Consider the following 15,001-nt stretch of genomic DNA (forward strand, 5'->3'; position numbering starts at 1 on the left):
TCCATCGTCACCAGCGTCGACATCGACCACATCGAATACCTGGGCGACACCCGCGAGAAAATCGGCTTTGAAAAGGCAGGTATCTTCCGGGCTGGCAAAACCGCGGTGTGCAGCGACCCGGTGCCGCCGCAATCCCTGATCGACCATGCCAACGCGATCGGCGCCGACCTCTGGCTGCTAGGCCGCGATTTCAACTACACCGGCGACAAGCAGCAGTGGAATTACGGCGGCCGCGGCCAGCGCCGCAATGCGCTGGGCTATCCCGGCCTGCGCGGTGCCAGCCAGCTGCTGAATGCCTCAGCAGCATTGGCTGCGCTGGAAGTGTTGCAGCGCGAATTGCCGGTGAGTCTCAACGCATTACACGATGGCCTTCTAGGCATAGATTTGCCAGGGCGTTTCCAGATTTTACCTGGCAAGCCATCGGTCATATTTGATGTTGCACATAATCCGCATGCAGCAGTTGCCTTGGCAAAAAATCTAAAAGACACGGATTTTCATGCACAAACCTATGCGGTATTTGGCGCAATGTTGGACAAGGATATCAAGGGCATTGCAGCACAGCTAAAGTCATGTATCGATCACTGGTGCTTGACGGCATTGCCACCGCCACGTGCCGCCAGCAGTGAACAATTGAAAGAGTGTTTACTTGAGATAGGCGTCCATCCCGATGTAGGGCCAAATGCACAATCCCGTATTACTTCTTTCGACTCTCCCGGGCAGGCCTACGCAGATGCCTTAGATAGAGCAAATGCGAATGATCGAATTGTAGTTTTCGGATCGTTCCTGACCGTGGCCGGCGTAATGGCGGTGAGAAAATTTAATGAAACGCAGGAGTGAACAATACGGTAGCAAGTCAAGAATGAAGAGTCACCAGAAACTGACATGGAATGCCGGCTATCCGCTTGTAATGGGTACGAAGCAGTTAGCGTCGAATAATAATGGTGCGTGGATCAATTATTTTGGCCCGTAAAATGCTTGTATTTGCAAGCATTTTTTGCTGGCTCGTATGCTGTGTCAGCATATTTTCTGTGACTTCTCGAATTTTTTTTCGAATAAAGCAAATTCGCTTGCTATCGATGAGATGATTTTGTTTTTCGGTATTCGTTTTTGAGACTCTAGGTGAATTGATTGGCCCCATAAAGTTGGACTGTTAAAGTATTTTAACTACCCAGATGATCTACTTGGATTTTCTGGACCATTTTCAGAGTTAGTTTTCGGCCGTTATCAACCATGCTGTGGACCGAAGAGTCCCACAGCATGGTTCTCCGGCGATCGGCCATGGCGAGCCATGTGGGCGTAGTCATCGGCGGGGTCTCGCAAACGCGTCGAAGAAACACAAATTGAGTCCGTTGCGACGAAGTGGAATGCGCGCTACGCAAGACCGATTCAGCAACGGTGCATATTGCCCGCATGGGAACCTGGTCTTGGGCGACGCCATTGACATTGGCGGCTCGAACTAGCGGCTGGTAGCCGCTAGAATGAGATCCCGTTTAAGAGGGGGTAAGACAACGTACCCGATGTGGCGCCAGATTCCATAACGAATGATGGAGCTGCAACGCAGGTAGGCAATACCTGCGTTGCCGAGTTCTTCGTACAATTTCCCTCAGTTTCAGTTGCTTGCGAATTTCATCATTCATTGCATCAATTTCAGTTGAAATGATATCTTGCATCGCACACGTGAATCAGACACCTATAGATTGCCTATGCGATCTCAGGCGTGTCGAGTATCGCTTGCTTAAGTTCTGCAGGAAATTTAGGAAGAGTTTTTGGATTGCTTGACTCGTATCGTTCCAAGAAAAGTCTAGCCCGCTCGTAAGGATCAGGTGTTCGCCGAAGTTGATGGGCGTCAACCGCTGAAATCTCCCCGTCAAAGTACGCATAATCTATCAGGCGCGTGAGAGTACCTTTGTTACTGTCGGCAGACAATAATTTAATTAATTCCTTGCGATGTGTTTTCATCGTCGCTTGGTCAAATGGGCCGTTGGCTTCCAGTTTCGCTGGGAGATCTGCAAGTGCGTTCCGATCTTTGACAGCAAAATCAGGCCGAATTCCTTCTTTGGGCGCAAATTCAGGTGTGTCGAGAATCGCCTGCTTAAGTTCTGCAGGAAATTTAGGAAGAGTTTTTGGATTTCTTCCCTCGTATCTTTCCAAGAAAAGTCTAGCGCGCTCGTGAGGATTGGGCGTTCGCCGAAGTTGATGAGCGTCAGCCGCTGAAATCTCCCCGTCAAAGTACGCATAATCTATCAGGCGCGTGAGAGTACCTTTGTTACTGTCGGCAGACAATAATTTCATTAATTCCTTGCGATGTATTTTCATCGCCGCTTGGTCAAATGGGCCGTTAGCTTCCAGTTTCGCCGGGAGATCTGCAAGCGTTTTTCGTTCTTCTGCAATTAACTTCGCCACCGACTCTTTTGCCAATGTCACTTCAGTGCCATTGGCAATCGCCTGCGTCAGTTCTGCTGGAAATGTAGGAAGAGCTTCTGGACTGCGTGATTCGTATAGTTGCAAGAAAAGTCTAGCTCGTTGATTAGGATTCGATTCGGCCAATATTGCGGCACGGTCGTCCAAGCTAATATTACCTTTGGCTGCTTGTATATCGAGCAAATTGGAAAATGTGTCTTTGTTGCTGTCGGCAGACAGTAATTTCATTAATTCCTTGCGATGTATTTTCATCGCCGCTTGGTCAAATGGGCCGTTAGCTTCCAGTTTCGCCGGGAGATCTGCAAGCGTTTTTCGTTCTTCTGCAATTAACTTCGCCACCGACTCTTTTGCCAATGTCACTTCAGTGCCATTGCCAATCGCCTGCATCAGTTCTGCCGGAAATTTAGGAAGAGCTTCTGGACTGCGTGACTCGTATAGTTCCAAGAAAAGTTTAGCTCGCTCATAAGGATCCGATGCGACCAATATTGCGGCACGGTCGTCCAAGCTGATATTACCTTTGGCTGCCTGGATATCGAGAAAATTCAAGAAAGTCTCTTGGTTACCCTCAGTAGACAGGTAATTTATCAGCTCAATGCGATAGTGCATTAAAGCATTCTCATCAAATGGGCGACTGGATAGGTCGGTCGGCAACTCAGCATTCCTTTCTGCACGTGTTTTAGACGGCTTTTCTGGGATCGCGACTTCCTCCTGGAGCTGCGGCACCCACTCTTCGCCAATCTTCTTCATCTCCATGGGTTCCAACGGATTTTGCGGATCGCGAATAAAGCGTTTTTCACCTTGAGTAAATGTTTCAACCCAGGTACTTCGGTACAAGAGATATTGCTTATTGGTGGATGGATCAGCAAAGATATTCTTACCGACATGCTTAAGCTTTGTCGGATCAATGTCGGCGGACAATCTTCTCGAGCTGAGTGAATTCGTTGAGCTTGACGTGCTCGATCTCGGTAACAGATCGATCGTATCTTCTCCTCTCGGACCTCTTTTCTTGAACAGGCGTGGCAAGGTCTTTAATTTCGCGAGTTGCGAACGAATGTTTGGAGATCGGAATAATCCCCTCACTCCGCCAGCTATTCTCCCTGCACCAGGGATCATTAAAAGGTAATTTACTATATCGACTGCAGTGTTAAAAATATTCAGCGCCGACTGCTTGTTACGTTCGGCATTGGTCGTCGATTGGACATTCGCGTTGGCAATCATCATGTTAACGTGGGCGGTATACATTTCGTCTTGTACATTACCCCGAATCTCATGTGTGCCGACCGTGGTAGGCCCTCGGTAGGGTCCACCTGTCGCCGGACCACCTAATTTTGCGACTTCGACCTGACCGTTCTCCGATACGCGTGCCATGAGGTACGCTACCATCTCAGGCGTTCTCAACCGTGGTGACTGCGCCATTTCTTCCCGACTCGCAAATACCTGCATTGTCAAACCGTCGGGCGCCTCAGGAGTGCACAAGACGACGGCGCCATTCTTAGGCCCAATGGCCATCACGCCATCAACACTAAAGCCACGTCGGTAATGTGGCGCTGAACCTCCAATGATCAATGCTTCGGCCTGTATCGCTTGTCCACTAATCTTCGGTCGGGTTTTTGCATCCGGGTACTGAATCACACTTTCGACCCAATCATATGCAGGTCGTTCAGGACTATCTTCCGAAAAAACGCCTTGGAGCCGTGCTTCTTTAGCATCGACGTCCATCTTGGCCGTTTGATACTGCGTCCACGCAACGCGAAGATCTTGCCCGCCAGAAGAAAGAAATGTCTCCTTGAGTTTGTCCTGATATTTCTGACCAACATTCGCGTCAGTCACCATTTTCTTGATCTCGTCGCTTGATAGCTTCTTCCGATTTCCTTTGCTATCGATCAAGGTCATCGATAGTTCTTGTCGTCGAGAACTCGCGTCCCAAGGGGGATTGTTCCCCAAAAAATATTCGACGACCGGAACTTGCTTAACATTAGTCGTTGGTGTCGGCGCCCCAGCTGAACCAACTGTGCCAGGAATCCTAGCTCCGGGTGTGAGTTCAGTGATTGAAACTGTCACTTGCTCAGGATAAATCCGCCAACCAGGGTACTTCTTTTCTATCGCGGCATTGATTTCGTTATTTGTGAATTCTGGCAGAGGCGGTATTTTCTTCTCCGCCGCTAAGTCACGTACTTTTTCTTCGCTTGCCTCGCGTTTCTTCTCTACCTCTTCAAGTTGCCGAAGCTGTGCGTCGGTGGCATTCTGCCGCCAAGCTGGCGAATTGGCTTCCAACAGCTGTGCGTCACGCTCTTCCAGTACACCTCTCGTATCGAAGGACTGTCGCAACGGTGCATTGGCCGACTTGCCTATTGCATCGAATACATTCAAGTCGGCACGCTGCACCTTCGCCTGTCCAAATTCATAGCGGATATCCGCATTTTGTTGATCGATTTGCCCTTGAACACTGTACTCAAAAAAATTGCGATTCGCATCGATGCGAGGTTTTGGGGAATCCGACGGACTTAGGGTAAATCTTGTTTCCCCTACGGCAGATCTTACCTGTGCTTGCAGCAAATTTAGCAGAGATTTACGCTCCTCAGGATGATGTGACCGAGCATCGATATACCCGTTCATTGCGTCTTCGGAGTCGAACTCTCTGAGCGCCTCACCTGGAATGGATAAAACCAACGCTGCATCATCCGCCCCCGAACCTTTCCCTGCGGCTTGAGGAGTCGACATATAAAATGCGCCCGGTATTGGCGTATCGGCCACTTGAGAGTTCAGATCAAACCTGATGCTTAAGGGCGTTACATTGGGTCTCTGATCCACCGGCAGCTTCTCCAGTTCAGCGAGAGTAGGATTGGCCATTACCGTATCGATCAGCTTTTTACTTTTCGGCTGAAGTGTACCGTCGCCAACACGCAGATCTGCTTCTGTACGTATCCGCTCTTTTCGCGTATTAACTAGCCATTGCTTAACGCTTAGGCCACCTGTTTGGGAATTAGGCTGAGAATAATACTCATTGTTTTGATCAATAGCTGTCTTCTCAAGGTCATCGCCCGTACCAGGCTGATCAAGGAAGCGCTGCAAATCACGAACACTAACCCCTCCGATTTCCGCGCTCTCTTCGACGGCCGTCGGATCCGAATAGATTCCTCGACCTAACGTACTATTCGCTAGGATATCGTTATCAAGGGGATTGACACCTGGTCCGCTTGCATATTTATCCGCAATCCAATCAGCCACGCTTTTTGACGACTCCAACGTACGGACAGTTTTGCCGAACACGTATACACCGTTTTCATCGGTATGGCCAGGTACCCGCGTGATCCGATAAGTATTCACATAGGTTTTAGTGAGATCAATCGGTCGCGGTACTTTTGGGTGCTGTGCTGCGAATTTCTCGGCGAGTTTTTCCATCAAACTCGGTTTCTGCGCAAACACCTTTTCACTGTTCGCCGAGGATTGTTCCAGTTTGTCGATTTGTCCATTGACGACATCTGCGCCATTGGTCGTTGGTTGCGATGACGCGCCGCTGCCAGATACGGAAGAACCAGTTAACGCAGAAGCGGTGCTGACGCTGTTCGTCGATCGAGAGGGGCGCTCACTGCCTTTGTCATCGGTTGCTTCATCATTCGGCTCAGGCGCTTTCGATGCACTGACGGACGGGCCGATTGGAGGAGGATTATAGGGCGTGCGAATGACCGGTGGAAATTGTGAAGAAGAGGAAATACTCATAGTCAAGATAGCCTTTCAAAGAAAAAGATAGTGGGAGGACGTGACAATCAGGACTTGCCGATGCGTGCCGTCATCAGACGATCGCGTTGATGTAGTTGGCATTCACCGATTGATGCAGGATATTTTTTGGCGATTCTTACAGTGTTTCGTCAAGGAGTATAGATTTCGCAGTCACTGCAGAGGTGGTGGATATGTATTAAATACATTCCACTGATCTTGCCTTTGTTGATGCATTCCGCTTTCGGCGCATACAGCTTGTTCTTGTCTTTGGGCTGCTGAGCCAGGATGTTTTGGGTGTTATCGGAGTTTTCCTACATTCTTTGACGATAAGTCTGCTAGCGATGAACGATCAGCTATCCGATCATGAGAGCACTTAACGGAGATTTTTATAAATTTCACGATGAATCAAAAATGCGGAATGACGAAATGAAGCTTCGAGATGATCAATGGAAAAAATTGGCGCCTTTGCTGATCGGGAAGCAAGGCGATCCCGGTGCGAAGGCAAAAAACAATCGCTTATATATCGAAGCAGTACTGTGGATAGTATTGAATCAGGCAAGTTGGAGCAGCCTGCCGGCGCAATTCGGAAAAATCAATGCGGTCTATATGCGCTTTCGGCGTTGGAATATGTGTGATGTTTGGCGCCAATTGGCGCAAAGCCAGATTGATGACCCGGACTTGCAGTGTATGTTGGAATCGATCGTTCAGTATGGAGACCAGTACACCCGCCGCATCGAGCGAAGACTGAACAGGAAAGCTAAAAAGAAACAATATATGGCCACAATCAATACGGCGAAGGGCATTCAATCTGTGATGCGAGAAATTGCATTGGCTGGGCCATCAACATTGCATTGGGTTGGGTTGGTCACGCCATAGCGATGCGACGGAATAGATTTGAAGGGTGCATTCTTTGGTCGCCGCTGCGGTGTCGATGTGAGGGATTCCAATAGTCGGAGATAAATGACAGCAATAGACAAAAGACGAACTAATTGTAGGGGCAAGTATATGGTATTCAGTGTGATCAAAGTTTCTATTGCGGCGTTAACTATTTCGGTGGGAAGTTGGCTCTCTTTCAGCCAAATTTCTGAGGCGGCCGATGCGACCAATAGAGATAATGCGGAGCTCAAAGTGCAAGTGACGCAACTAGAGGAGAGGATTCGACGACTAGAAGAACGTTTTGGAAAGTTAGTGAAACCCGAACGGCGTCAAACTCCTTTGACGTAATTTTTTTCACGAATGGCGTTTGTCGAAGTGCTCAAATTCTACAGCCAGATGCGCGTGTGCCGTGGGCGAATTCGACTTACTAAGAAAGGCAATACAGTCGTTCTCAACGACTTTGACGAACGATTCAACGAAGCTATTACTCTGCGGGACCAATTTTCCTGGTGAGCTGATTGAATTTCAAATTTCGATCAGAACGACACGTCTTGTTGTTTATATAGCCGTGTCATTGTCAGGAAATCGTTCGATTTCGGCGGTAGCCTCCGGAAAATCAAAGTGTTGTTCGGCAGCGGCCAAAATGAAATTCTGTACCACATTACTGCCATGTCCATTCATGGTCGTAGTCCAGATCATTGCTTACTGATCCAAGTAGAGGTGCCATGAAAGGTTCATTCTGATGCAGGATTCTGAATTCCATTCTTGTGTTAATTTGTCGGCTCTGCTTCAACGATCCATGCGAATAAATGGCCGTTTAACTTGTCTTCGACTCGAGCGGATATATTGGATAATTTTGGATGAAATCGCGAAAGAACAGCAACAATCAACTGCCAAATTACTATCTGATATTGAAATTCAAGTCTCTCTCAAAAGCAAAGAAATAAAGAATTTTAGTGGTTTTATTCGAGTGCTATGCGTTCGAAGTGTGATGAAAAATTATTCGCTTAAAGAGTTGATCGAGTGATCTTACCTGGCCCTCAATGACATTGAGCACACCAAGACGAAGGTTCGGCATCCGCAGACTAATGGGATCTGCGAGCGCTTTCATAAAACCATTCTGCAGGAGTTTTATCAGGTCACATTCCGGCGCAAGATCTATCGCTCGATTGAAGAGCTACAAAACGATCTCGACGACTGGCTGGCTTATTACAACAACGACCGCACACATCAAGGGAAGATGTGCTGCGGTCGGACGCCCATGCAAACACTAATTGACGGAAAGGAGGCCTGGCAAGATAAAATCACGACACTAAACAACTGAATTTGACCTGACAACTGCACACGTCAAACCGGGGAATGTCCGATCAGATCGCGACTACTACACATTATCCGATCCAGTTGTTTTGCAAGAGCCAGATGCTTGCTGTCGATGAAGGTTTGCATCGGGGATATTGCCAAAGCAATGCTTGCCAGAATTCATTCGCTCTTCATTATAGCTTCGCACCCATTCGTCGACACCACTCTGCAGAGTATAGTTTGCGTCGGAAGATGCTGGCGTAAAACTCATTCTGGATGGTCTGGTAGGATCGTTCCTGCAAGGCGGCTTCGCCGCCTTGCAGGAACGATCCTTGAAACGGTAAAAGCTGCTGCGGCTAAATCTCATCACCTTGCAAGCTTTCGATACGCTATCGAGCTGCTCGGCAAGCTTCAACAGCTCCACCTTATTCTTGATGATCTTCTGTTCCGTCATGACGTTCATTTGACTCTCCTTCATTGCTAGTTTCTAAATTTAACCAGAAATGTCAGATTAAGTCATATTGCACTTAAGGAAGCAAAGTACCTCACTACTTCAGTTCGTCGGATGCAGGCAATTGTCCGTACACGGCTGTTCCAGCACAAAGGGAACCACAGTGTGCTAAAAACGGGATTGACGCGATTCTTTAGTACCAGCTTACATCGACTGATTTCCTGCTAGACGGCTTCGCCGCCTAGCTTGTTGAGATACTTGAAACAGTAAAATCTGTCGCGACTATACACTCATTCTGTGTGCCTCTTTAGGTGGCTTTTCTCAATATTCGCAACCGTGTTCTAAGCGTTAACTTACGTCTTTTGACGTTGATTCCGGCATTGGGTTTCCGATCTTGTGGAGGCCGTCCGTTGTCTCCATGGCTAGTTGTTTCTCAAGATCAGCAATCTCGTCTAACTTGTTGTCCGGCTGTTCTGACGCTGATTTCGGCACTAGCTTTTCGAGCTTGTCGACCCCTGACGACAATCTCTCCATGGCTAGTTGGATCTTAAGATCCGCAGCCTCTTCTTGGGCGCTCGCTAGTTTTTCTGATGTTGTAGCCTGTCCGTCATACCACCACACATCTCCGCTGTCCTGCGGCGAAGTACGTGGATACTGTTCAATTAGCGAAGTTGCCCGATATTTTTTACCATCGACAATGACTTCACTGCCTGGAGCATATTGTCGACGCGGGTCCCACCGTTGAGCGCTTAGATTTTCTGGCATTGATTTTTCCACTAGCTTTTCGAGCTTGTCTGCCCCTGTCGATAATGTCTCCGAGGCTAGTTGGTTCCCAAGGTCCGCAGCCTCTTTTTGGGCGCTCGCAAGTTTTTCTGATGGTGTAGCCTGTCCGGCATACCACCACACATCTCCGCGGTCCTGCGGTGAAGTACGTGGGTACTGTTCAATTAGTGAAGTTGCCCGATATTTTTTACCATCGACAATGACTTCACTGCCTGGAGCATATTGTTGACGCGGGTCCCACCGTTGAGCGCTTAGATTTTCTGGCATTGATTTTTCCACTAGCTTTTCGAGCTTGTCCACCCCTGCCGATAATGTATCCATGGCCAGTTGATTCTTAAGATCCGCACCTTTTTTTTTCTTGTCTGTCAGCTGTTCTGACGTTGATTTCGGAGCCAGCTTATCGAGCTTGTCTGCCTCTGCCGAAAATTTCTCCTTGACTAGTTGTTCCTCAAGATCAGCAATCTCGTTTAACTTGTCATCCAGCTGTTCTGACGTTGATTTCGGTGCTAGCTTATCGAGCTTGTCTGCCCCTGCCGAAAATTTCTCCGTGGCCAGTTGTTTCTCAAGATCAGCAATCTCGTTTAACTTGTCATCCAGCTGTTCTGACGTTGATTTCGGTGCTAGCTCATCGAGCTTGTCTGCCCCTGCCGATAATGTCTCCATGGCTAGTTGGTTCTTAAGATCCTCGCCTTTTTTTTTCCTGTCTGTCAGCTGTTCTGACGTTGATTTCGGTGCTAGCTTATCGAGCTTGTCTGCCTCTGCCGAAAATTTCTCCGTGGCCAGTTGTTTCTCAAGATCAGCAATTTCGCTTAACTTGTTGTCCAGCTGTTCTGACGTTGATTTCGACACTAGCTTTTCGAGCTTATCTGCCCCTGCCGATAATGTCTCCATGGCTAGTTGATTCTTAAGATCCACAGCTTCTTTTTTTGCGCCCGCAAGTTTTTCTGATGGCGTAGCCTGTCCGGCATACAACCACACATCTCCGTTGTCCAGCGGTGAAGTACGTGGATACTGCTCAATTAGTGAAGTTGCCCGATATTTTTTACCATCGACAATGACTTCACTGTCTGGAGCATATTGTCGACGCGGATCCCACTGTTGAGCGCTTAGATTTTCTGGCGTTGAATTCGATTGTGCAACTGACGATTTCGGTTGATTAGCATAGGATGGCACGTTGCGTATTGTAGAGAGTGTTTGTGGTAGCGAGGAATTGATCATAATCGAAATATCCTATTCAAAAAAAGGGGGAGGGGAGGAAAGTCAGTGCATCGACTTTATGTCGGCTGCACTCTAACAAGCCTGTTAAGGCGACTCCAGTTCGCACACTGAAATGGTGCTGGCTCCGCAGGCGAGTGGAGCCAAGTATAGCGACGCGTACACTGCAAGAAGTGGTGGATATGTATGAAATATCTACGATAGATGCAAGGGTAAAGATTGACCATCCTCCAGATACGTTGTCCATCGAAAGCAATCCGATTGAGAGCATCATTCGGTCTATCGCGGTCTGTAAAAAGTTGGTCGTTTGCCTGCCCCGAGCGTACGGATCTCCGCCATTCAGAGTCTGCCGGCGACAGCCGAGCTCAGCGACTTAGAACCGCTACGCTGACTTACCTAAACCTTGAAAACTGCAAATCTTACAGAGCAGCAAATTCAATTCCTTATAACCATCTTCACACTCTCCAGAATTCCGAGATTGCTTGCGAGGTAGGACGGCTGGCCGATCGCAATGCTGCGCCCCCCCCTTTTCTGTTGTCGCGTTTGATTGCGTTGACACCATGTGACTGGGACGCTCGGATTAATGCCGTGCTCGTGATTCAACTTCGATACTGAGGTGCCAAGATCACATGTAGCTGTCGTCAATCATTGTCAGAATGTATCGCCAAGATTCGTCGTCCCGTTGCTTCTATCGATGATTAGCGTTGCGAGTGACTGTGATATCGCAATGTCCATCGCCGTCTAATAGGAATTACTTTGAAATCGCTTTACTTTGCCGTGTCGATAGTGCCGATGCGCGCATACAAATAGTATTTTGTCTTTTCTATATATATTCACCACATTGTTTAACGCATGGGTATTTACAATCCAGTTGTCTTAGGCGTGAAATTTTTAATTTTCCATCTCCTGATGGCAACTTTGCGTGTGCCTTTAGATTATCGGGATCCAGCTGCATATCGCACCGTCGGAAACAGAATTTTCGTGAATTTATGAAGTTTCATAAATGAATAAAAAACAGTCATTATGGTTATGATCACTGACATCGACTACGTGATCGAGAAACGACACGTGCGCAAACGGGATTCTATCCTGCAGTTAATACGCGAGGGCGAAGTTTTTCTTTCCGGCCCCTACCATCTGCTGCTCCGCGTGCAGCAATATTCGCTTGCGATGGACAACCGCTATGTGGTCCTGCGTAAAAAGAGTGTGAAGTTTGTGCGTAAAATTTTTCTCGGTTCGGCATCGGCCGCATTATTTCTATTTCTAATTGCGCCAGCGGCAGTAGCGGCTTCGTTTCCGTGGCGTTCGGCGACTCTATCCTACCAGGCGAAATCGTCGCCGATTTCAAGAGTTTTGGACGATATTTTTGTTACCCAATATCGACCGGTGGTTATCTCCAATGCAGTCAAGTCAATGCCGACACTCAATGGCAATTTTTCTCATTCACCACAGGCCTTTTTCGACTATCTCAGTAAGGCGTACGGACTGATCGGCTACTTTGACGGAACCACCATGTTTGTGACGACTTTGGCGGAAAACCAAGCGGTTCTGCAAACCTTGACGCGCGTAAGTGCCCAAGAAGTTGAGAGAGTAGCTAAGGAATTCGGTTATCTCGATAGTCGTTTCTTGTTCCGTAAGGTCAATCAGCCTTCGGCCCTGCAATTGAGCGGCCCTCCAGCTTTCATAGAGCGCATCAACAACGTGGTCTCGATGCTGGAAGCCGGGGCGGTCGATCGCGCACAAGATGCGCGTTTGGCATTCCGAGTTTTACCACTCAAACACGCTTGGGCTGAAGATGTCGTATATAACGTGGCAGGGCGTGAAGTTGTAATTCGTGGCGTCGCAAGTTCGTTACGCGATCTTGTCGAAGGCTTCGGCGCTGCGCCTACCCAGAAGCAACCGGTGTTGGCGCCACCGACAAAGCCTGTCACACCTGTGCGTCGCCCCGTTTCATTGTTCGAAGGTCTGTTGTCAAGCGATATTGAGCATGAGTTTGCTGCACCGAAGCAGCCATTGGCTGCTGACCTGCCACTGACAGAAAGAGGGCAGGCGGTTGGTGCACGCATCGTCGGCGATACTCGCATGAATGCAGTTGTCGTGATGGCACCACTAGAGATGTTGGGCATGCTGGAGGACGTGGTTCGAGAACTCGATGTAGAACCAGAACTAATTCAGATCGAGGCGACAATCATGGATGTGCAGGGTGACGTTTTAAAAGAAATAGGCTTTGATTGGAAGCTGGCTGGCAGTCGTTACCGAATTGGCTCGTCGACCTCCGGTCGCGGGATAGGGGATAGTCGAGACGGACTTGACGCCTACGGTGCAGCCCGTGGGAATGGCTCCAATTTTTCTATCTTTGGTGGTTCGGAAGCCACCAATTTTCTGGCACGTATTACGGCCTTGCAGACCACGGGAAAAGCCAATATCTTGTCGCGTCCCAAGCTGGCGACGCTTAATGGCATAGAGGCAGTGTTAAGTAATCAAAAAGTCTTCTATCCGCAAGTGAGAGGTGAACGCGTTAGCCAACTGTATCAGATCGATGTTGGTTTGTTGATGCGAGTCATACCGATGGTGGTCAAACGTGAGAACGGTCGATCCGACATCCGGCTGCGAATTTTCATCGAAGACGGCAACATCGGCAATATCGATGTGGACAAGATACCTCTAACTAACAGGAGCAATATTAGTACCCAGGCCATCGTTCAAGACGGACAAAGCCTGCTAATCGGTGGATACGTTACGGATATTGACGACAATAGCGAAGCGAAGGTGCCGTTGTTGGGTGACATTCCGGGGCTAGGTGCCTTGTTCCGCTACCGCAAAAATAAGCTTGAACGCCAGGAACGATTGTTCCTGATCACACCGAGGTTGTTGCGCGGCGCAGAAATCGAAGCTCAAGTCGCCGCCGCCACAGCAATGAATCCGATGCTCGCGCCAACTGCATCAGTGGATATGCCGATTGCAGTTAATTCTATTGCGAAACAAACTGCACGCGGAATAGAAAATAGCTCTCAGTTGGCAGTTATAACGGCTGTCCCTCCAATCTCGGCAGATGTTGCAAGTCCTGCGGCGCAAGGAATACAGCATCTGTGCCAGTTCTTAAAGTCATGTGGCAATGTCGAACGAAAAGGACAGCGATGAAGGGCCGTCAGAGTACAACGACAGGCATCGAGGCCGCAGTGCTGTCTGGCTTGCACGCCGGCGCGTGCATTCAGCTTGGCGTTCGCAGTCATACGGTGATTGGGCGCGACATGGCGTGCGATTTAATGTTGCGTGACACCAGCGTGGCTGAACGCCACTTAATGCTGGTTTTTCAGGAAAGCAAGATTTGCGCCGTTGAACTCGACGCAGCCGTCGACATAGATGGCATTCGGTTACAACAGGGGCAAACGGTAGCTTTGCGCAATGGCGCAAGAATTCAGCTAGGTGGCGTGCTATTGGGAGTGGGAACGACGGGTACCGATTGGACTCAGCATGAAGCATTTCAAGCACTATCTGCAGTCGGTCGAGCGCGAAGATATATCCAACGCTGGCTGGCGCATAGTGCGCGGCGGCGTCAGTCTGTCAGGGCAAGTATCGTTGTTCTAGCAGGCATATGCTTACTGACATCGATATTGCTCCCGGTATATCAATGGAGTCAGCAAAGACGCTTACAGGTGTTCAGTCCAGGCACCATGGTGCGGCAACTGACAGAACGTCTAGAACCACTCCAATTGAGCGACATCAACATAACTCTTGATCAAGCGAGCGGCACGCCGGTGCTTAGCGGATATGTGCAGTCTGACGAGGATTTGCGTCGAGTCGAGGCGGTGATCTTAACGACCTCCATTCGGCCGTTCATGCGCATTTTCTCCAGTGAACGGATACGTAGCGAAGCGCAGCAGTATTTGATTCGTCAATTGCCCGATGCGTCAGTGCGTCTATCGGCAAAAGATACCCTGCATGTCGCCTATGCTGGCTCATTGCGAGCGCAATTCAAAGATTGGTTGCAAGGAGAAATGCAGCGCGATATCCCAGGCTTACGCAGGTTGCTGTTCGACGGTCCAACTGCTAGTGCCTTTGCAGAACTTGCGCCGGCTCCATTTTCCATCATGGCTAGCGGTCCACAAGGCTATCTGGTGGACGCTGATGGCGCACGTTTTTTTCCCGGAGCTGAGCTGGACAAAGGTGTGCATCTGCGTTGGGTGGGAGAGAAAACAGTATCGGTTGAAAGAAAAGAATCAAGTGCTCATTAAT

The 15,001-nt window shown here is 48.8% G+C and carries 8 protein-coding genes and 2 pseudogenes; 7 read left to right on the forward strand and 3 right to left on the reverse strand.

Going from position 1 to position 15,001, the window contains the following annotated elements:
- Nucleotides 1-837: bifunctional folylpolyglutamate synthase/dihydrofolate synthase (locus V8G57_RS17030; protein ID WP_342830374.1), on the forward strand; the 837-nt coding region annotated here is incomplete at its 5' end.
- 864 nt (nucleotides 838-1,701) lie between these two features.
- On the opposite strand, the gene V8G57_RS17035 is transcribed toward V8G57_RS17030, so the two are convergent.
- Entirely contained in the window at nucleotides 1,702-6,141 is a 4,440-nt protein-coding gene (locus V8G57_RS17035) for a dermonecrotic toxin domain-containing protein (RefSeq protein ID WP_342830375.1), read from the reverse strand.
- Nucleotides 6,142-6,504: 363 nt separating this feature from the next.
- On the opposite strand from V8G57_RS17035, the gene V8G57_RS17040 reads away from it, so the two are divergent.
- The 4 genes and pseudogenes from V8G57_RS17040 to V8G57_RS17050 form a co-directional block, all read left to right on the forward strand.
- Nucleotides 6,505-7,017 (forward strand): transposase, encoded by a 513-nt coding sequence (locus tag V8G57_RS17040; RefSeq protein ID WP_342830376.1) that lies wholly within the window; start codon nucleotides 6,505-6,507, stop codon nucleotides 7,015-7,017.
- A gap of 84 nt (nucleotides 7,018-7,101) precedes the next feature.
- Nucleotides 7,102-7,365: a hypothetical protein gene (locus tag V8G57_RS17045; RefSeq protein ID WP_342830377.1), complete on the forward strand. Its 264-nt coding sequence runs from the start codon at nucleotides 7,102-7,104 to the stop codon at nucleotides 7,363-7,365.
- Nucleotides 7,366-7,816: 451 nt separating this feature from the next.
- Complete coding sequence (locus tag V8G57_RS26280) at nucleotides 7,817-8,044, forward strand: ribbon-helix-helix domain-containing protein (protein ID WP_425458301.1); 228 nt, start codon at nucleotides 7,817-7,819, stop codon at nucleotides 8,042-8,044.
- A 3-nt stretch (nucleotides 8,045-8,047) separates the two neighbouring features.
- Nucleotides 8,048-8,341: pseudogene (locus V8G57_RS17050) on the forward strand (integrase core domain-containing protein); the annotation flags it as partial.
- Nucleotides 8,342-8,649: 308 nt separating this feature from the next.
- Here the strand turns inward: V8G57_RS17050 and V8G57_RS17055 are convergent.
- Nucleotides 8,650-8,770 (reverse strand): annotated as a pseudogene (locus V8G57_RS17055) (helix-turn-helix domain-containing protein); the annotation flags it as partial.
- A 345-nt stretch (nucleotides 8,771-9,115) separates the two neighbouring features.
- Nucleotides 9,116-10,768 (reverse strand): hypothetical protein, encoded by a 1,653-nt coding sequence (locus tag V8G57_RS17060; protein ID WP_342830378.1) that lies wholly within the window; start codon nucleotides 10,766-10,768, stop codon nucleotides 9,116-9,118.
- A gap of 1,020 nt (nucleotides 10,769-11,788) precedes the next feature.
- Here V8G57_RS17060 and sctC point away from each other — a divergent pair.
- On the forward strand, nucleotides 11,789-13,906 hold the full coding sequence (sctC, locus tag V8G57_RS17065) for a type III secretion system outer membrane ring subunit SctC (RefSeq protein ID WP_342830379.1): 2,118 nt from the start codon (nucleotides 11,789-11,791) through the stop codon (nucleotides 13,904-13,906).
- On the forward strand, nucleotides 13,903-15,000 hold the full coding sequence (locus V8G57_RS17070; protein WP_342830380.1) for an FHA domain-containing protein: 1,098 nt from the start codon (nucleotides 13,903-13,905) through the stop codon (nucleotides 14,998-15,000). The genes sctC and V8G57_RS17070 overlap by 4 nt, the downstream gene beginning before the upstream one ends.
- The last annotated feature ends 1 nt before the right edge of the window (nucleotide 15,001 follow it).

This window comes from Collimonas rhizosphaerae (assembly GCF_038896935.1).
GTDB lineage: Bacteria > Pseudomonadota > Gammaproteobacteria > Burkholderiales > Burkholderiaceae_D > Collimonas > Collimonas rhizosphaerae.

What these genes read in the sequence shown, in the direction of transcription:
- sctC (WP_342830379.1), top strand. Translation starts at nt 11,789, where the DNA reads ATGGTTATGATCACTGACATCGACTACGTGATCGAGAAACGACACGTG.
- V8G57_RS17070 (WP_342830380.1), top strand. Translation starts at nt 13,903, where the DNA reads ATGAAGGGCCGTCAGAGTACAACGACAGGCATCGAGGCCGCAGTGCTG.
- V8G57_RS17035 (WP_342830375.1), bottom strand. Translation starts at nt 6,141, where the DNA reads ATGAGTATTTCCTCTTCTTCACAATTTCCACCGGTCATTCGCACGCCC.
- V8G57_RS17060 (WP_342830378.1), bottom strand. Translation starts at nt 10,768, where the DNA reads ATGATCAATTCCTCGCTACCACAAACACTCTCTACAATACGCAACGTG.
- V8G57_RS17040 (WP_342830376.1), top strand. Translation starts at nt 6,505, where the DNA reads ATGAGAGCACTTAACGGAGATTTTTATAAATTTCACGATGAATCAAAA.
- V8G57_RS26280 (WP_425458301.1), top strand. Translation starts at nt 7,817, where the DNA reads ATGCGAATAAATGGCCGTTTAACTTGTCTTCGACTCGAGCGGATATAT.
- V8G57_RS17045 (WP_342830377.1), top strand. Translation starts at nt 7,102, where the DNA reads ATGACAGCAATAGACAAAAGACGAACTAATTGTAGGGGCAAGTATATG.